Below are 18,557 nucleotides of genomic sequence, written 5' to 3'. Positions count from 1 at the left end.
GCCGATTGATTGAGATCAAATCCAAGCCCATGGCGTCCCTGCCACACCTGTGACCGCAAGGCGCGGCCGTGCCCGCGCAAATGTTGCTCAAGGGTGGTTATGGGGACCTCGATGAACAGAATCTTGAAACTCTCGTCATCGCTGCTGGTGCTGGCGGCGATCTGCGGAGCCATGGGCTCGGCGCAAGCAGCCGACCTGCAGGCGGCGCCGGTCTATACCAAGGCGCCGGTGGTCGAGGCGTGGAATCCGTGGATGCTCCGTGTCCGCGCGCTGGGCGTGCTGCCGGATGCCGGCGGCTCCACCGTGAACGTGACCGGCGTGCCGGCCCTGTCGTCGCCGAATTCCGGCCTGTCGATCTCCAACTCGGTCGTGCCCGAGCTCGACATCAGCTACTTCTTCACCAGGAACATCGCGGCCGAGCTGATCCTCGGCGTCACCCGGCATTCCATCGGCGGCACCGGCTCGCTCGACGGCCTCAACATGGGCAAGGCCTGGCTGCTGCCGCCGACGCTGACCCTGCAATATCACTTCACCGATTTCGGCGCGTTCAAGCCGTATGTCGGCGCAGGCGTGAACTACACGGTCTTCTTCAACCAGAGCGCCGCGAACCAGGTCTGGAACGGCCTTGCCGTCACCAACCTGCACATTTCCAACCAGTGGGGCGCCGCGGTCCAGTTCGGCTTCGACTACATGCTCGACAGGCACTGGGGCCTGAACGTCGACGTCAAGAAGCTGTGGCTGCAGCCGAACTACTCGGCGACCGTCAACGGCGCAATTCCGGTCACCGGCCGCGCCAACATCGATCCGTGGCTGGTCGGCGTCGGCGTCACCTACAAGTTCTGATTTGTCGCGTTCCTCCCAAGACTGCATGGCGCCGGCATCCCCGGCGCCATTTTTTTGGGGGAGAATTGCTGCTGGCTAGTTTTGAGTTTGGCTGGAGCTCGCGCCTCCCCCACCGCTGTCGTCCCGGCCTTGAGCCGGGACCCATACGCCGCGGCGGGAATGAAGGACGAGGCGCTGAGCCACGACCGGCTTGGGCCGTTCCGCAAGCCTGTGGTTATGGGTCCCCGCGTTCGCGGGGACGACACCGATGATTGTGGCAGGCGCTGTTGATGGCCGATAGAGATGGACGCCCGCGCGTCCTACTCTTCGTCCTCGTCCTGCTTCTTGCCGCCGATGGTCTTGAGCTTGGCGAACACGGCGTCGACGTTGAGATCGTCCTCGTCGCGGCCCGCCGGCTCGTACTCGTCCTTGCGGGTGGTCTCGGAGGCCGGCAGCAGGGTGGCGCCGCTGTAATTGGCGTCGAGCGGCTTTTCCTTGGCGGCGCGCTGGACCTCGAAGTCGAGCTCGATCTGCGAGCACAGGCCGAGCGTCACCGGATCCATCGGCGTCAGCGTCTGCGCGTTCCAATGGGTGCGGTCGCGCACGCTGGCGATCGTGGTCTTGGTGGTGCCGACCAGGCGCATGATCTGGGCGTCCTTGAGCTCGGGATGGTTCCGCACCAGCCAGAGGATGGCGCTCGGGCGCTCGTGGCGGCGCGACACCGGGGTGTAGCGGGGGCCCTTGCGCTTGGGCTGCGGCGGCAGCACCACCTTGCTCTCCTGCAACCGCAGGCGGTAGTTCGGGTCGCGCTCGGCCTTCTCGATCTCCTCGCGGGTGAGCTGCCCGGTCGAGATCGGATCCATGCCCTTGATGCCCTGGGCGGCGTCCCCGTCGGCGATGGCGCGCACCTCGAGCGGGTGCATCTTGGTAAAATCGGCGACCTGGTCGAAGGTCAACGCAGTATTGTCGACCAGCCACACGGCAGTTGCCTTCGGCATCAGCGGGGCGTTGCTCATGGCAAATCTCCTTTGTGCTCCGCCCCGGCCCTGGGAGGCGAAACCTGTGGTCATCGGCGATGACGGGAATTGGCCCTATATAAGCCGTCCCGGGGGCGGGGCGCAATGGCCTGGAGAAAACGGCCTTGACAGCGCTCGAAAGCAGTCCCAAGTCCTACCCAAACGAGTGTCAGACCCAAGCTCTTCGCGTATCGACCGCCCCCGCTTGCCGGCCCGGGGGTCCGTGGTCGCCGAAACCAGCCCGCACAGATCAGCTCAGACCAGCCCCATGGCAGCCAAACCAGACCTCAAAATCGTGCTTTGCTCGCCGCGCGGCTTCTGCGCCGGCGTGGTGCGCGCCATCGACACCGTGGAACGGGCGCTCGCCATCTATGGCGCCCCGGTCTATGTCCGCCACGAGATCGTGCACAACAAATACGTCGTCGACAGCCTGAAGACCAAGGGCGCCATCTTCGTCGAGGAGCTGGCGGAGATTCCCGACAGTACCAACGCACCGGTGGTCTTTTCGGCGCATGGCGTGCCGAAGTCGGTTCCCGCCGAGGCCCAGGCGCGGAACTTCTTCTCCCTGGACGCGACCTGCCCGCTGGTGACCAAGGTCCACCGTGAGGCCGCGATCCATTTCAAGCGCGGCCGCGAGATCCTGCTGATCGGCCACTCGCATCATCCGGAGGTGGTCGGCACGGTCGGCCAGCTTCCGGCCGGCGCCGTGACGCTGATCGAGACCGCCGAGGACGCGGCGACCTTCACCCCGAAGGACCCGGACAACCTCGCCTTTGTCACCCAGACCACGCTGTCGATCGACGACACCAAGGACATCGTCGCGATCCTCAAGGGCCGGTTCCCGAACATCTCGGGCCCGCACAAGGAGGACATCTGCTACGCCACCACCAACCGCCAGCTGGCGGTCAAGAAGGTGGCCCCAGTGGTCGACGCGCTGATCGTGGTCGGTGCGCCGAACTCGTCGAACTCGCAGCGCCTGCGCGAGGTCGCCGAGCGCGAGGGCTGCCCGATTGCGGTGCTGGCGCAGCGTGCCTCGGACATCGACTGGGCGCGCTTCGAGGGCATCAAGAGCCTCGGCATCACCGCCGGTGCCTCGGCGCCGGAGGTGATCGTCGAGGAGATCATGGGTGCCTTTGCCGAGCGCTACGTGCTGCATGTCGAGACGGTGTCGGCGGCCGAGGAGAACGAGTTCTTCCCGCTGCCGCGCTCGCTGCGTCCGGAAGCGGCCGCCGAGTAAGCCGGCCGCTTGTTTTCCGCCCTCGGCGGCCTCTCGGCCTTGAACCCGGCGCCCGCATGCGCGATGAAGGGCGCAACGGGCCTGTCCGGTGATGAAGTTCGCATCGGAGAGGCGGGGGCAGGCGAACTTCGACAACTGGGATAGCGCATGGCGGTCTATACCGACGTCGCCGCCGACGAGCTTGCGGACTTCCTCAAGACCTACGACATCGGCGAATTGCTGTCCTACAAGGGCATCGCCGAAGGGGTCGAAAACTCCAACTTCCTGCTCCACACCACCAAGGGCTCCTACATCCTCACGCTGTACGAGAAGCGCGTGGCGGTGGACGACCTGCCGTATTTTCTGGGACTGATGGCGCATCTGGCCGAGCGCGGCGTGAGCTGTCCGCAGCCGGCGCGCAATCGGGACGGCGCGGTGTATTCGAGCCTGTCCGGCCGGCCCGCGGCGATCATCAACTTCCTGGAAGGCATGTGGCCGCGCAAGCCGAACGTCACCCACTGCGCCGGGGTCGGTGCGGCGCTGGCGCAGATGCACCTCGCCGGACGCGACTTTCCGCTGGTGCGCAAGAATCCGCTCTCGGTGTCCGGCTGGCGCTCGCTGTTCGCCCAGGCGGGCGACCGCGCCGACACGGTGCAGCCCGGCCTCTCCGCGCTGCTGTCGACAGAGCTCGATCATCTCTCGCGCGCATGGCCGACGGATCTGCCGGAGGGCGTCATCCATGCCGATCTGTTTCCGGACAACGTGTTCTTCCTCGGCGACAGGCTCTCGGGGCTGATCGACTTCCCGTTCTCCTGCAACGACATTCTGGCGTATGACGTCGCGATCTGTCTCAACGCCTGGTGCTTCGAGGCCGATCATTCGCTGAACGTCACCAAGGCGCGCGCCTTCTTCAACGCCTATGGCCGCGTCCGGCCGCTGTCGGAGGCCGAGCTGGAGGCGCTGCCGCTGCTGGCACGAGGCGCGGCGATCCGCTTCCTGCTGACGCGGCTGGTGGACTGGCTCAACGTGCCGCCGGGCGCGCTGGTCAAGCCGAAGGATCCGCTGGAATACGCCCGCAAGCTGCGCTTCCATCAGAACGTCGCCAGCGTGCGCGACTATGGCATCGGTGGAGCAGTGGCGTGAGCGAGCATCCGGTCGTCAGCATCTACACCGACGGCGCCTGCTCGGGGAATCCCGGGCCCGGCGGCTGGGGTGCGATCCTGCGCTTCGGCGACAAGGAGAAGGAGCTCAAGGGCGGCGAGCCGCACACCACCAACAACCGCATGGAGTTGATGGCCGCGATCTCGGCGCTGGAAGCGCTGAAGAAATCGTGCCAGGTCGAGCTCTACACCGACAGCCAATATGTCCGGCAGGGCATCACCGGCTGGATCCACGGCTGGAAGCGCAACGGCTGGAAGACCGCCGACAAGAAGCCGGTCAAGAACGCCGAGCTGTGGCAGCGGCTCGACGCCGCGCTGAAGCCGCACAAGGTCAACTGGCACTGGGTCAAGGGCCATGCGGGGCACGCCGAGAACGAGCGCGCCGATCAATTGGCGCGCGACGGCGTGGCGATGGCCAGGATGCAGAAGAACGTGCGCGGCTGACGTCGCGGCACCACTACGGACGCCCGGGCGAACTCCGCTCGATGGCAAAATCGTCCAGGAGCGGTGAGCTGCGGCCCTCGATCAAGGCAGCGATCAGCTCGGAGGCGAGATAGCTGAAGGTGATCCCGTTGCCGCCATATCCGTAGGCCGCATAGATGTTGGGAGCGCGCGGAACGCGGCCGATCAGAGGCAGCCCGTCATCGGTCGTATCAAACGTTCCGGACCACTGATAATCGAAATCGACGATCGCGCGCGGCCACAGCGCCGAGAGCTCTGCGGCGAGCCGCCGCGACTTGTCCGGAATGGCGCGGTCGCGAGCTTCGGGCTCGATGAGGTCCTCATCGTCCTCTCCCCCGAAAATGATGCGCCCGTCAGCCGTGGTCCGGCCATAGTGATAGTCTTCGCTGCTCTCCCAGATCAGTACGTCGTCTCGCCAGAGATTTTGTGGCTGGGGCCTGGTCGCGACGGCCCAGCTCGACGCGACACGATGGATCGTCGGCTGGATGATCGCCGGCATTGCATATCCTGTCGCCAGGACGATGTGACGGGCTTCGATCTCATGTCCACTGTCGAGGCCGACCGTGGCACTCGCCTTGCCGCTGTCAAAGGCCACCGCATCACCATGGACCAGGCGCGCGCCCTGCGACAGCGCGAGGGACAGCAGACCACTTGCGAGATTGACCGGATCGGCTTCGGCCGCGCCGGGAGACAGGATCGCCCCGGCGCGGGCAAACCCGAAATGCTCGAGCAGGGTTCGGTGATCGAGGAATGCGCCGGGAAGCCCGGCCCGAACGCGTTGCTCCAGCTCTTCCCGCAGCGAGCGGGAATCGTCTTCTCGCGCAAGGTAGAGCGATTGTCTCTGCCGCAGTTCGCCAGGCAGGTTGCGCTCGCCGACCAGGCGCATCAATTCGTTCACCGCCCGCAGACTCGCCTGATAGCACCGCGCAGCGCGTTCGAAGCCGATCATCACCGAGAGCTCACTCAGCGACCGGTCGATCTCCCACAACAGCATGGCCGTGCTCGCAGCCGTACTGCCGCGGCAGGGCTTCTCGCGATCCATCACGACGACGTCGCGGCCTTGACGGGTCAGCCGTTCGGCCATCATCGCGCCGGTAATCCCGGCGCCAACGATCAGGATGTCGCAACGGAAGTTTGAAACGACGGCGGCCATCGGAAACGAAGGTGCAGCCGCCCATGGCGGTCGCGCGCTGCGGACATCTTCCTGCGCCAGTTGCTCGGTCTGCTCGCTGAAGATGCTGGCCTCCCCTTGTTCCATGAACCGGGGCCTACAACGCGTCCGAGCGGCTTTTGTTCATCTAGGATTGTCGCTGCGACGGCTGCTGCGCTCTTCTGGTGGTAGAACGCAGGCTCGGTCGAAGCAGAAGAAAAAAGCCCGCGGGGGCACCGCGGGCCTTCGGATCAGGTCAGGAAAGCAGGATCACAGCTGCCCGAGCAGCGTGTCGCCGCCGGAGACCTCGACCTTGCCCGGGGCGGCTTCGAGGTTCAGCTTGGTGACCGTGCCGTCCTCGACCAGCATCGAGTAGCGCTTCGAGCGGATGCCGAGGCCGGCGCCGGAGGCGTCGAGCTCCATGCCGATCGCCTTGGTGAACTCGGCATTGCCGTCGGCCAGGAACACGGCCTCGTCGCGCTGGTCGGTGTCGCGCTTCCAGGCGTTCATCACGAAGGCGTCGTTGACCGAGACGATCGCGATGGTGTCGACGCCCTTGTCCTTCATCGCATAGGCGTTGAGGAAGATGCTGGGCAGATGCATCTTGTGGCAGGTGCCGGTGTAGGCGCCGGGCACCGCGAACAGCGCGACCTTCTTGCCCTTGAAGATGTCGTCGGTGGTTTTGACCTGCGGGCCTTCGCCGGTCATGACGCGGAATTGGGCCTGCGGCAGCTTATCGCCAACCTTTATGGTCATTCGAGTTACTCCTTCCCCTGGATGTGTCTTGGATCTGTCTTGCGCGGTGCGCGCTACACTATTCGGCAGGCCGGAAACGGCAACGGCCCGCCGCGATCACGACTCCGTCATCGCACAACGCTGCCGCCCCGCCAACGGATCAGGCCGCCGCTGCCGGCTTCTTCTTCTCGTCGCGCAGCTCCCGGCGCAGGATCTTGCCGACATTGGTCTTCGGCAGCTCGGTCCTGAACTCGATCTGCTTCGGCACCTTGTAGTTCGTGAGCTGCTCGTGGCAGTGCTTGATGATGTCCTCGGAGGTGAGGTTGGGGTCCTTCTTCACCACGAACGCCTTGACGACCTCGCCGGTCTTCTCGTCCGGCAACCCGATCACGGCGGTCTCCAGCACGCCCGGATGGGTCGCGATGACCTCCTCGACCTCGTTCGGATAGACGTTGAAGCCGGAGACGAGGATCATGTCCTTCTTGCGGTCCACGATCTTGACCGAGCCGTCCGCGGCCATGACGCCGACGTCTCCGGTGCGGAAGAAGCCGTCCGCCGTCATCACCTTGGCGGTCTCGTCGGGACGATTCCAGTAGCCTGCCATCACCTGCGGGCCCTTGGCGCAGATCTCGCCGGCCTGGCCGAGCGGCACTTCGTTGCCGTCATCGTCGCGGATCGACAGCCAGGTCGATGGCAACGGCAGGCCGATGGTGCCGGTGAACTCCGTCGAGGTCGGCACGTTGCAGGTCAGCACCGGCGCGGTCTCCGACAGGCCGTAGCCCTCGGCGATGCTGCAGCCCGTCACCTGCTTCCACTGCTCGGCGACCGGGCGCTGCACGGCCATGCCGCCGCCGTTGGAGACCTTGAGCTTGGAGAAGTCGATCTTCTTGAAGTCAGGATGATGCAGCAGGCCGTTGTAGAGCGTGTTGACGGCCGGGAAGGTGTTGACCTGATACTTCATCAGCTCCTTGATGAAGCCGGGAATGTCGCGGGGATTGGGGATCAGCAGATTGGCGCCGCCGGCGCGCACTGCGAGCAGGAAGCAGCAGGTCAGCGCGAAGATGTGGTAGAGCGGCAGCGCGCAGACGATCAGCAGCTGATCGACATGCGGCGGCCGGTCCGTGACCGGCTGCAGCCAGGCGTCGTTCTGCAGCACGTTGGCGACGACGTTGCGGTGGAGCAAGGTGGCGCCCTTGGAGACGCCGGTGGTGCCGCCGGTATATTGCAGGAAGGCGACGTCGTCGGGGCCGATAGTGGGCTTCTGGAAGCGCTTGCCTCGGCCGGCGGCGAGCGCATCGTTGAACGGCACGGCGCCCGGCAGCGAGAACGCCGGCACCATCTTCTTCAGGCGGCGGACGACGAGGTTGACGATCACGCCCTTGAAGCCGAGCAGGTCGCCCATGCTGGCGACGACGATGTGCTTGACCTGGGTGTGTCCCACCACCTGCTGCACGGTGTGGGCGAAATTCTCCAGCACGATGATCGCCTCGGCGCCGGAATCCTTGAGCTGGTGCTCGAGCTCGCGCGGCGTGTAGAGCGGGTTGACGTTGACGACGGCGTAGCCCGCGCGCAGCACCGCGGAGATCGCGATCGGATATTGCAGCACGTTCGGCATCATCAGTGCGACGCGCGCACCCTTCGCCAGACCCAGGCCCTGCAGATAGGCGCCCATCGCGACCGACATCTCGTCGAGCTCGCGATAGCTGATCGCCTTGTCCATGCAGATGAAGGCGCGGCGATCGGCGAATTTCTTGAAGCTCTCTTCCAGCAGGTCGACGAGCGACGGGTATTTGCCCGGATCGATATCGGCGGGAACGCCGGCCGGATAGTGCTTGAGCCAGATGCGCTCCATGACCCTTCCTCTCTGATCGTCTCTTGTTCGTATATCGGCAGCCGCCTCTCTGGGGCCGGCGGCGCCAATATCGAATTTCCGGCCGTTCAAGGCAAGCGGCCGGCGCGTCGATGAAAGGGGAGGTACAGGCAGTCCGGGCCGAGGGCCCGCGCCAGTTGCTGGCTGCGTCAGTATGCGCCGCGCGGGATCAGCCGTCCTTCGGCGCGGGCTTGCCGTCCGTCTTCGGCTTTGCGGCGGCCTTGGGCTTGGTGGGCTTGGGCGCGTCGGAGCCGGCTTTTTCCGCCGGTTTTCCGCCGGCTTCGTGCTTGGCGGCGACGTGGCGTGCCGCGCCCGGCTTGGCGTTCGACGGCTTGGCATCCGACGGCTTGGCCGCGGCCTTCGCATCCACATCGGTCTTGGCGGCGGTCCGGGTCGCCGGCTTGGCATCCTTGCGGGCGGCGGCGTGCGCCTTCTTGCCGCGGTGCCTGGCCGGGGTCTGCGCGTCGGCATCGGCGGCGACGGCGGCGATCAGCGCCGCGCCGGTGCGCGTCGGGCCGGTGTAGACCACGACCGGCTCGGACGGGGCGGGCGCCGCCGCCAGCAGTTCGGACGGCTTCATGGACGGCGACTGCAGGCCGGCGAGCAGGGTGCCGCCGGTCGCTTCGCCGTCCGCACCGGCAACGGTGTCCTCGTCCTCATCGCTGGCCGGCCGGTGGCGGCGGCCGTTGCACATGTCGTCGCGCAGGTTGGGCGGCGTCGCGTCGACCGGGGCCAACTGATCGACCGTGCCGAGCGGCGACTTCAGCCAGCTCAGCTGGTTGCCGTTGAAGCCGCGGTCGAGCATCTGGATCGCGCGCACGGCGCGCATCTGTCCCGAGGAGGCGCCGAGCACCACCGCGATCAGGCGCTTGCCGTTGCGGGTCGCCGAGGCCACCAGATTGTAGCCCGAGGCGCAGATGAAACCGGTCTTGAAACCGTCGGCGCCGGGATAGCGCCCGATCAGCTTGTTGAAGTTCTGCACCACGCGGCGGCCGTAGCGGATCGACGGGATGTGGACGAAGTATTCGTACTCGGGAAGATCGCGGATGATGGCGCGCGCCAGGATCGCGAGATCACGCGCCGAGGTGATCTGGCCGTCGGCAGGCAGTCCGTTCGGATTGACGTAGCTGGTCTGCGTCATGCCGAGCTTGCGGGCGGTGTCGTTCATCATCGCCGAGAAGCCGTCGATGGAGCCGCCGACGCCCTCGGCGAGCACCACCGCCATGTCGTTGGCGGACTTCACCAGCATCATCTTGAGCGCGTTGTCGACGGTGAGCTGCGTGCCCGGCCGGTAGCCCATCTTCGACGGCGACTGCGAAGCCGCGGTCGGCGAGACCGTGAACAGCGTGTCGAGCGTGATCCTGCCCTCCTTGACCGCCTTCAAGGTGACATAGGCGGTCATCAGCTTGGTGACTGATGCTGGGTACCAGGGATAGGTCGCGTTCTGCGCTTCCAGCACCTTGCCGGTGTCGGCTTCGACGAGCAGCAGCGCCTCGGCATGGGCCCAGCGCGGCGCGAGCACGAGAGCGGCAGCGAGAACGATGATCTTGATCGGGGAATAGCGGAACAACAGGCGAAGCGTCTGCACTGGTCAGATCCGGTCCTTTGAGACCCGCCTCGCGCGGCGAGGTGGGCAAACGGGCTTTCGGGTTTCAAGCGTGTCCGGTGCCGCTTCGGTTGCGGCAGGTCGCGAACCTATACCGGCTCGACGCTGGCGAACAGAGCCCAGCCATTCAATTCCACGATGAAAGCGTCCCGCGATCAGGCCTTGACGGTGGTGCCGTCGCTGTCCGGCGCGACAAGCGACGCGCGTGCGTTCTCCTGCACCATGAACTGGGCCTTCGCGAGTTCCGCGAAATGGCCGCCCTTGGCAACGAGTTCATCGAACGTTCCGCTTTCGATCACGCGCCCGTTCTCGAACACCAGGATTCTCGTTGCATTGCGAATCGTCGAGAGCCGGTGTGCGATCACGAAGGTCGTGCGTCCCTTCATCACCTCGTCGAGCGCCGCGTTGAGCTTGGCCTCGGTGACGGCATCGAGCGCGGAGGTCGCCTCGTCGAGAATCAGGATCGGAGGATCCTTCAAGAGGGCACGCGCGATCGAGAGCCGCTGGCGCTCGCCACCGGACAGCATGCGGCCGCGCTCGCCGGCGTTGGTATCGAAGCCCTGGTCGGCACGATCGATGAAATCGAGCGCCTGGGCGCGCGCGGCGGCGGTGCGCAGCTCCTCGTCGGTCGCGTCCGGCTTGCCGACCAAAAGGTTCTCGCGGATCGAGCGATTGAACAGCAGCGCCTCCTGGAACACGACGCCGATGTTCCTGCGCAGTGCCGCGAGCTTCAATCCGCGGACGTCCATGCCGTCGATCCTGATGAAGCCGGATTGCGGATCGAAGGCGCGATGCAAGAGTGCAATCGCGGTCGACTTGCCGGCGCCGGTCGGTCCGACCAGCGCGATGGTCTGGCCGGGCAGCGCGGTGAAGGTGAGGTCCTCCACCGCCGGACGCTTGCCGTCATAGGAGAACGAGACGTCGTTGAATTCGACCAGGCCCGAGAGCCGGCCGACCTCGATCGCGTCGGGGCGGTCGCGCACGGCCGGCACCGCATCGAGCACGGTGAAGAACTCGGCCAGCCGCGGCGCCTCCATGAACACGTTGTTGATGAAGGACACGACCTGCTCGAGCTTCTGGATCAGCATGGTCGCGAACGACACGAACATCACGATCTCGCCCACGGACGTCAGCCCGGCCTGATGCAGGGCGATGCCCAGCGTGAAGATCGCGAGCACGGTGATGGTGGTCGAGGCACGCGTGATGACCGTCACCAGCGCCCACCAGCCGAGCACCGGCATCTGCACCGACAGCAATTGTCCGGCCACGGTGCGCAGGCCCTGCACCTCGGCATCGATGCGCACGAAGCTCTGCACCAGCGCGACGTTGCCGAGCGCGTCGGAGGCACGCGCCGACAGGTCGCTGTAATGCTCCTCGACCTCGCTCTGCATGCCGTAGGTCTTGCGCACGACCAGGGTCGTCAGCACGGTGAACACCACGCACAGCACGAACAAGAGGATCGCGAGCCGCCAGTTCAGATAGAGCGACAGCGGCAGCAGCACCAGCACCGACATGATCGCGGCGAAGTGCTCGCGGAAGAACGACAGCCACAGCTTCCACAGCGCGTCGGTGCCGTTGATCATCACCTTCATCAGCCGGCCGGAATGGGTGCCGGAATGGAACGTCAGCGGTAGCTGCAAGATGTGCTCGAAATAGCTCGTCAGCACCGCATGGCGCTGCCGGTGCGCCAGCCGGTCGGCCTGCAGCGCGACCCAGGCGCTGGCCAGTATCGTGAACAGCCCGAATCCGGCCCAGGCCGCGAGCAGCGGCCAGGCGGTGCTGGTCGAGGCGTTGCCCGAGAGCGAGTCGACAATGCGTCCGAACAGCACCGGCTCGGCGAACTGCGCCACCGCCAGCGCCAGGTTGGCGATCGCGAGAAACCAGCCGAGCCGCGCCTCCTTTCCGAGCAGATGGAGCACGCGGGCATAGATGCGGAGCAGGGACATGGGCGGGGCGCTTCGTGTCGGCAGTTGGAATCAGCGCTGGGCGCGCGGCGCCATGTTAGCAAGGGAACGGCCGCCGCGGCGAGCGCTCAGTTGACCAGCCGGCTGTCGGCGGGCGGCAGGAAGCTGTCGTCGAAGATGTCGGCGGGTTGCGGACGCTTGTGGTGGAATTTGCCGTCCTCGGCGAGTTGGTCGAGGGCCCGCTCGAACCGGGCGGGATCGATGCCGCCGATGCCATCGCGTCGGACGTCCGGCGTCAGCACGTTGTCGACGAGCACGCTCTGCAGCCGCTGCAGCTCGAGCTCGCGGGAGCCGTCATCCATCCGGCCCACCACGTCGGCGATCGCGCCGGCAGGGTCCTTGATGGCAAGCTGGAGGCCCGACGTCAGCGCGCGCAGGAAGCCCTTCACGGCAGCCGGCTGCTTGGCCGCAAAGCCGGGATTGACGATCACCGCATGGCCATAGGCCTCGCAGCCAAAATCAGCGAAGCGCAGCACCGCGAGATCGGCGGCGGGCACGCCGCGGTCGCGCAGATTGATCGCCGAGAGATACGAGAAGCCGCTGACGGCATCGACCTGGCCGGCCGACAGGATCGGCTCGCGCACGGCCGCGCCGACGCGCGACAGCTTGATGGTCTCGGGCCTGAGATGGTTGTGCCTCACGACCGCCGGCCACAGCCGGATCGAGAGATCGCCCTCGGCGACGCCGAGCGTTTTGCCTTCGATGTCGCCGAGCCCGTTGATGCCGCGACTCCTGCGCGCGATGATCGCGTAAGGCGCCCTGTTGAACAGCACGAACACGGCCTTGACCGGCTGGCTGTTCGACGCGTCGCGATAGCGGATCAGCTCGTTGATGTCGGCGAGCGCCATGTCGGCCTCGCCGGAAGCGACCCGCGCGATCGCATCGGGAGAGCCCTTGGCCGTGGTGATGGTGACCGTCACGCTTTCGGTGGCAAACAGCCCGCGGCTGGCGGCGAGGACCAGTGGCGCCATGCTGCCATCGAGCGGCCGATCCAGCGCGAACATGACGGCGACCGGACGTTTCGGCTCCTCCGCCGCAGCTTCCTGTCGCGACAGGCATGAGGGCACGACGACGACGGCGAGGAGCGCCAAAGCAAGCAGGGTGAGGGATCGTCGCATGCGCATCATGTCACGCCGGTATTCGCAGGCCGTACCGGTCTTGTCACGCCGGTATTCTAATCAGTTCGCCGGCCGTCGCGGGATCGTCATGTCAATTTCGTGACAACGTCGCTGTCTCGCTGCCCCGCTCGGGGCCGGCGGTGCCTCATCATGTCGGATCGAATGTGAACGGTCCATGAGCAAGGCCTGCGGCGATTTGCGGCTTCGACTCCGGGTTTCGCGAGGGGAACTGTGGGCGCAGTTCGCGAGTTGGTACGCGAGATTTGATCGTACGGAGAAAACACATGATCGCACAGTGCGGAAGTTTTTCCCGCTTTGGCCGTGCTACCGTCCTGGCGACGGTGGCCGCGGTGGCTTTGACGGCCGTGCAGCCGACACTCGCCTTTGCCGGCTCCGCGCCGGCCGACAAGGGTGTCGTCGCCAAGACGGCCAATGATGGCGGCCTGACCGATGTCAGCGCGCGCCGGCGCCACTATCGCGGCAATGGCGGCGCGGCGGCTGCGGCTGCCTTTGCCGGCATCGTCGGCACCGGCCTCGCCATCGCGGCGGCGCAGAACCGCCGTTCCTACTACGAGGACAACTATTACTATGGCCGTCCGGCCTATTACGGCTACGGGCCGCGCTATCAGTACTACGGCGGTGGCCCCTATTACGGTGGCGGCTATTATCATCACCCGCATTGGTGATGTGAGATCGGATGAGACGATCCGCCGGCCCTGGGCCGGCGGATTTTTTCTTGCCTGCTGCGAACGTTAATATGGGGGCCATCGATTTTAACTAGTGTGGCGAGATGACTGATTCGATCGATCGGCTTTATCGCGCTGTCCTGGCGGCCAGGGATCTCGATCCCGCGCGATCGCGCACGGCCAAGCTGATGCAGCAGGGCACGGCCAAGATGGCCAAGAAGCTCGCCGAAGAGGCGATCGAGGTCGCGATCGATGCCGTCGGCGGCGACGCCCAGGCCGTGGTGCGCGAAAGCGCCGACCTGATCTACAATCTGGCCGTGCTGTGGGCCGAGCTCGATGTCCAGCCCGAGGACGTCTGGCGCGAGATGGAACGGCGCGAGCTGATGCTCGGCATCGCCGAGAAGCTGCCGAAATCGGCCGCGAAGGTCGCCAAGGCCGCGCCCGGACGGGTGGCGGGGCGACCGATCGTCGCGGCCGACCGGACGATCCGCAAGCGGCACTAGTGCGGCGGTCCGATTCGGACCGGCATATGGGCCATGGACAAATCCTGCCCGGTTTGCTTCATCGCCACCATGCTCAGACGGATCTACGACTGGTGTATCGACGCCGCCCACAAGCCGCATGCCATGTGGATCATGGCCGCGGTCGCCTTCGCTGAAAGCTCGTTCTTTCCGGTGCCGCCGGATGTGATGCTGATCCCGATGTCGCTGGCGAAGCCGCAGCGGGCCTGGCTGTTCGCCGGCGTCTGCACCGCGGCCTCGGTGGCGGGCGGCTTGGTCGGTTATGCCATCGGCGCGCTGCTCTACGACTCCCTCGGCCATTGGCTGATCCAGCTCTACGGCCTCGGCGACAAGGTCGAGGCGTTCCGGGCGTCCTATGCCGAGTGGGGCGCCGTCATCATCCTGCTGAAGGGATTGACGCCGATCCCCTACAAGCTGGTCACGATCACGTCGGGCTTCGCCGGCTATAATCTGTTTCTGTTCATCGTCTGCTCGATCATCGCGCGCGGCGGACGCTTCTTCATCGCCGCGATATTGCTCAACCGCTATGGCGAATGGATCAGGGTGCGCATCGAGAGGCATCTCGGCCTGTGGGTGGCGATCGGCGCGGCCGTGCTGGTGGCCGGCTTCGTCATCGCCGTGAAGCTGATCTGATGCGGCCGCTGCGCCCGGGGCGGGGGGCGGGGGCAGCGCTGCTCGTGGTCGTCTCCGTGCTCTCTGCCGCCGCGGCATGCGCGCAAACGGCGCCTTCCTTGGGGTTGCGAGAAGCGCCGCAACAGCCACCGCCGGAGGCGCCTGCCGTCCAGCCTGCGCCGCCCTCCAATCCGGGTCTGGTGGAGGAGCTCGGCAAGCTGTTCGAGAAGATGTCGATCATTCCGCTGAAACCTTCGGGCGATGCCCGCGCCGAGCCGCCGGCGGCCGGCAGCGATCCCACCGGCGCTGCCGCGGATCAGCCCGCCGCGACACCGGTGCAGCCCACTGGCCCGGTCGCGCCGAAGGGCGGCGCCGACACCAAAGACGTGCTGAAGGAGACCGGCGAGACCTTGTCGCGCCTCGCCAAGCCCTCGAGCATGATCACCGGGCGCTCGGTCTGCCCGATTGCCACCAACGGCACGCCGGATTGCAAGCTCGGCGCCGACCGGCTGTGCCAGGGCAAGGGCTACAAGGACGGCAAGAGCCTCAACACCGACTCGGCGGAGACCTGCTCGGCCAGGGTGCTGATCCCGGGCCGGCAGCGCAAGCCGGGCGACTGCCGCACAGATACCTTCGTCACCTCGGCGCTCTGCCAATGACGCCTGCATGCCAGCGCCTCAACGCAAGACCGTGATCGGGCTTTTCCGGTCCCTCTGCGAGCGAATTGCCATCACGGCATGATGTCGGGCATGCTCGCAATCACGAGCGACCGCATTTCACAACGAGGAATTCCCATCCATGTCCATGCCCGCCTTGTTCAAGGGCCGCCTGTCGATCCCGGTGATCGGCTCGCCGCTGTTCATCATCTCCGTGCCCGACCTGGTGATCGCGCAGTGCAAGGCCGGCGTGGTCGGTTCGTTTCCGGCGCTGAACGCGCGGCCGGCCGCGCTGCTCGACGAATGGCTGGCGCGCATCACGGAAGAGCTCGCCGCCTATGACCGGGCGCATCCGGAACGCCCGTCGGCGCCGTTCGCCGTCAACCAGATCGTGCATCGTTCCAACAACCGGCTCGAGCAGGATCTCGCGCTGTGCGAGAAGTACAAGGTGCCGATGATGATCACCTCGCTCGGCGCGCGCGAGGAGCTGAACCAGGCGGCGCATGGCTGGGGCGGCATCGTCTTCCACGACGTCATCAATCAGTTCTTCGCCCACAAGGCGATCGAGAAGGGCGCCGACGGCCTGATCCTGGTCGCGGCCGGCGCCGGCGGCCATGCCGGCACGATCTCGCCGTTCGCCTTCGTGGCGGAGACCCGTAGCTGGTTCGACGGCCCGATCGCGCTGTCCGGCGCGATCGCCAACGGCCGCGCCATCCGCGCCGCGCGCGTGCTCGGCGCCGATTTCGCCTATATCGGCTCGGCCTTCATCGCCACCAAGGAGGCGAACGCCGTCGAAAGCTACAAGGACATGATCACCAAGTCCGGCGCCGACGACATCGTCTATTCGAACCTGTTCACCGGCGTGCACGGCAACTACCTGAAGCCGTCGATCGTCGCCGCCGGCCTCGATCCGGACAACCTCCCGACCTCCGATCCGTCGAAGATGAGCTTCGGCACCGATGCCGCGGGCGAGCGCGCCAAGCCGAAGGCCTGGAAGGAGATCTGGGGATCGGGGCAGGGCATCGGCGCCATCAAGGACGTCGTCCCCGCCGCCGAGCTGATCGCGCGCTTCAAGAAGGAATATGACGAGGCGATCGACCCGCCGCTGTGAGGCGGCTCAGCGACGGACAAAAGGAAAAGCGCGGCAGCCTGGGCTGCCGCGCTTTTTTTTAACCCGTAATAAGCTGGACGAGTTACTCCAGTTCGATCGCCTGGAACTTGCCGCGCTCGTCCAGCGCCGTGCCCCAGATCTTGTGCGAGGCCTGGTGTTCGGCGCGGCCGAAGCCGAGCTTGGCGCCGAGACCGAGATCGATGTCACGCATGTTCTCCAGCGTATCGATCAGCGCCTCGGTGTCGAGCTGCGGGCCAACCCGGCGCAGCGCCTGGATCAGCACGTTGGCCGAGACGTAGCCTTCGAACGACACGTAGGACGGTGCCTCGCCCGGGAAGTACTTCTCCAGTGCGCTCTTGTATTCGAGCACGGCGCTCGAATAGCCGCCGACGGCCGGCACCACCTGGGTGACGATCACGCCGCTGGCATAGCGCGGGCCGAGCAGCATCAGCTCGTCGGAGAGCTCGGTCGAACCCACGAAGGAGACGTTGGTGTAGATCATGTGCGGGAACAGATCGCGCGTCTTCTCGATGAACTTCGCGGCGGCGCGATAGGTTGCGACCATGACGATCGCCTTGGGCGGGTTCTTCAACGCCCTCAGCTGGTTGACCGCGTCGTCGACGTCGACCGTGTTGCGCTTGTAGTTGAGGCGCAAGATGGACGTGTCGGCAAGGCCGAGCGTGCGGAAGGCCTTGGCCACACCGGAGAAGCCTGCATCACCATAGGCGTCCTGCTGCGCGAACACGGCAATGTCCTTGGCCGGCAGGCGGCGCAGCTTGACGAGGTAGCGCACGACGGTGTCGGTCTCTTCCGCGTAGCTGGCGCGATAGTTGAATACATAGCGATCCGGCGGATCGTTGCGCAGCAGGTTGGCGCCGGTGAACGCGCCGTAGAACAGCACGCGACGCTGCAGGGCGTAGGGCATCGCCACGGCAGAAGTTGGGGTGCCGACGTTGCCGACGAAGCCGAACACCTTGTCCTTCTCGTAGAGCTGCTTCATCGCGTCCAGCGTCCGCGACGGCTCGTAGCCGTCGTCGGCCGAATAGATCCGCAGCGAGCGCCCGGCGATGCCGCCGGCGTCGTTGGCGCGGTTGAAGGCAGCCTCGATGCCCATCTTCATCTGCCGGCCGAGCTCCTTGGCAGCGCCGGAGAACGGAGCGGCGATGCCGAAGCGGATCTCGTTGGCGGTGACGCCCTGGACGTTGGTCGTGGACGCCGGCGGCAGCGTCGCGGTCGGTGCCGTCGCGGCGACAGCCGCGGACGGGGCGATCACCCCGGCGAGGCTGGTGGCGGTCTGGCTCGGCGCGCTTTGCCCGAGCGAGCGCTCGAGCTCGGCGAGCTGGCGGCCCGCGGAGTTACAGTCGGTCTGAGCCGCCCCGACGCGGTTGCGTCCATCGGCGACGTAGCCGTTGAAGACGCGGGTGAGCTCGTCACGATCCGAGCCGCCGGTGGAGGCCTCCCGGATCACCTCGCGAAACTTGTCGACAATGGCCTGAACGCGGCCCTGGTCGATCGCCTGACAGGCGGATGCTGCTCCCACGATCGGCCCGACCCGGCTCGCAAGATTACGCACCACATCCGCATTGGTGCCCGCCGCGCTGGCGGGCGTTGCGAGCAATGCCGCAACCAAGAACACGCTACAACGAAAGTTCATTGCCACTATCCCACTTTGGACCCCATCCAGGTCTTCCGCCTGGTGAATTGACGCCGTGTCTGCGACGGAGAAGACATAAGACCGTCACCATGCACAGACCAGCCTTTCCTAAGAGCATGACCATTTCGGTAACCCGACACGCCTTTTTCCGATCATACTTTAGGACCTGCTAACGAAACGTCTTCACCAGTTCTTCCC

General features: G+C 66.1%; 17 protein-coding genes. 9 read left to right on the top strand and 8 right to left on the bottom strand.

Annotation, left to right across the window (positions count from 1 at the left end):
• The first annotated feature begins 111 nt into the window (after nt 1–111).
• The gene (locus tag ACQR1X_RS26090) at nt 112–843 is read left to right on the top strand and encodes an OmpW/AlkL family protein (protein WP_315804622.1); all 732 of its coding nucleotides are present in this window, start codon (nt 112–114) and stop codon (nt 841–843) included.
• A gap of 299 nt (nt 844–1,142) precedes the next feature.
• Here ACQR1X_RS26090 and ACQR1X_RS26085 read toward each other — a convergent pair whose 3' ends face one another.
• Complete coding sequence (locus ACQR1X_RS26085; protein ID WP_315804621.1) at nt 1,143–1,838, bottom strand: DUF1013 domain-containing protein; 696 nt, start codon at nt 1,836–1,838, stop codon at nt 1,143–1,145.
• 268 nt (nt 1,839–2,106) lie between these two features.
• Between ACQR1X_RS26085 and ispH the strand changes: the two genes are divergently transcribed.
• The 3 genes from ispH to rnhA all read left to right on the top strand — a co-directional run bounded on the left by ispH (nt 2,107) and on the right by rnhA (nt 4,658).
• Nucleotides 2,107–3,075 (top strand): 4-hydroxy-3-methylbut-2-enyl diphosphate reductase, encoded by a 969-nt coding sequence (gene ispH / locus ACQR1X_RS26080; protein ID WP_315804620.1) that lies wholly within the window; start codon nt 2,107–2,109, stop codon nt 3,073–3,075.
• Nucleotides 3,076–3,222: 147 nt separating this feature from the next.
• Nucleotides 3,223–4,197: a homoserine kinase gene (locus ACQR1X_RS26075; protein ID WP_434899905.1), complete on the top strand. Its 975-nt coding sequence runs from the start codon at nt 3,223–3,225 to the stop codon at nt 4,195–4,197.
• Entirely contained in the window at nt 4,194–4,658 is a 465-nt protein-coding gene (gene rnhA / locus ACQR1X_RS26070; protein ID WP_315736125.1) for a ribonuclease HI, read from the top strand. Before ACQR1X_RS26075 ends, rnhA begins: the two co-directional genes overlap by 4 nt.
• Nucleotides 4,659–4,671: 13 nt before the next feature.
• Here the strand turns inward: rnhA and ACQR1X_RS26065 are convergent, their stop codons facing one another.
• From ACQR1X_RS26065 to ACQR1X_RS26040, 6 genes are all read right to left on the bottom strand, one after another.
• Nucleotides 4,672–5,829, bottom strand: coding sequence for an NAD(P)/FAD-dependent oxidoreductase (locus tag ACQR1X_RS26065; protein WP_434899904.1), 1,158 nt, complete (start codon nt 5,827–5,829; stop codon nt 4,672–4,674).
• A gap of 267 nt (nt 5,830–6,096) precedes the next feature.
• Entirely contained in the window at nt 6,097–6,582 is a 486-nt protein-coding gene (locus tag ACQR1X_RS26060; protein WP_315804617.1) for a peroxiredoxin, read from the bottom strand.
• Between the two features lie 139 nt (nt 6,583–6,721).
• Nucleotides 6,722–8,413 carry a long-chain fatty acid--CoA ligase gene (locus ACQR1X_RS26055; RefSeq protein WP_434899903.1) on the bottom strand — a complete coding sequence of 564 codons (1,692 nt, stop codon included), beginning with the start codon at nt 8,411–8,413 and terminating at the stop codon, nt 6,722–6,724.
• 187 nt (nt 8,414–8,600) lie between these two features.
• The gene (locus ACQR1X_RS26050; RefSeq protein WP_434874318.1) at nt 8,601–10,019 is read right to left on the bottom strand and encodes a serine hydrolase; all 1,419 of its coding nucleotides are present in this window, start codon (nt 10,017–10,019) and stop codon (nt 8,601–8,603) included.
• A gap of 173 nt (nt 10,020–10,192) precedes the next feature.
• Nucleotides 10,193–11,983 carry a glucan ABC transporter ATP-binding protein/ permease gene (locus ACQR1X_RS26045; RefSeq protein WP_315804614.1) on the bottom strand — a complete coding sequence of 597 codons (1,791 nt, stop codon included), beginning with the start codon at nt 11,981–11,983 and terminating at the stop codon, nt 10,193–10,195.
• An 86-nt stretch (nt 11,984–12,069) separates the two neighbouring features.
• Nucleotides 12,070–13,125, bottom strand: coding sequence for an ABC transporter substrate-binding protein (locus ACQR1X_RS26040; RefSeq protein ID WP_434899902.1), 1,056 nt, complete (start codon nt 13,123–13,125; stop codon nt 12,070–12,072).
• Nucleotides 13,126–13,403: 278 nt separating this feature from the next.
• On the opposite strand from ACQR1X_RS26040, the gene ACQR1X_RS26035 reads away from it, so the two are divergent.
• The 5 genes from ACQR1X_RS26035 (at nt 13,404) to ACQR1X_RS26015 (ending at nt 16,705) form a co-directional block, all read left to right on the top strand.
• Entirely contained in the window at nt 13,404–13,805 is a 402-nt protein-coding gene (locus tag ACQR1X_RS26035; protein ID WP_434899901.1) for a hypothetical protein, read from the top strand.
• 104 nt (nt 13,806–13,909) lie between these two features.
• Nucleotides 13,910–14,308 (top strand): phosphoribosyl-ATP diphosphatase, encoded by a 399-nt coding sequence (gene hisE, locus ACQR1X_RS26030; RefSeq protein ID WP_434874321.1) that lies wholly within the window; start codon nt 13,910–13,912, stop codon nt 14,306–14,308.
• 69 nt (nt 14,309–14,377) lie between these two features.
• Nucleotides 14,378–14,959, top strand: a complete 582-nt coding sequence (locus tag ACQR1X_RS26025; protein WP_316181277.1) for a YqaA family protein — start codon at nt 14,378–14,380, stop codon at nt 14,957–14,959.
• Nucleotides 14,959–15,597: a hypothetical protein gene (locus tag ACQR1X_RS26020; protein WP_434899900.1), complete on the top strand. Its 639-nt coding sequence runs from the start codon at nt 14,959–14,961 to the stop codon at nt 15,595–15,597. Before ACQR1X_RS26025 ends, ACQR1X_RS26020 begins: the two co-directional genes overlap by 1 nt.
• Nucleotides 15,598–15,736: 139 nt before the next feature.
• A complete protein-coding gene (locus tag ACQR1X_RS26015; RefSeq protein WP_434874322.1) occupies nt 15,737–16,705 on the top strand; it encodes an NAD(P)H-dependent flavin oxidoreductase in 969 nt (322 codons plus the stop codon).
• Between the two features lie 82 nt (nt 16,706–16,787).
• Here the strand turns inward: ACQR1X_RS26015 and ACQR1X_RS26010 are convergent, their stop codons facing one another.
• The gene (locus tag ACQR1X_RS26010; RefSeq protein WP_315804608.1) at nt 16,788–18,359 is read right to left on the bottom strand and encodes an ABC transporter substrate-binding protein; all 1,572 of its coding nucleotides are present in this window, start codon (nt 18,357–18,359) and stop codon (nt 16,788–16,790) included.
• Nucleotides 18,360–18,557 lie beyond the last annotated feature (198 nt).

It is taken from the genome of Bradyrhizobium sp. HKCCYLRH3073 (assembly GCF_051167995.1).
GTDB lineage: Bacteria > Pseudomonadota > Alphaproteobacteria > Rhizobiales > Xanthobacteraceae > Bradyrhizobium.
This window is presented reverse-complemented; position numbering and strand designations above follow the sequence as displayed.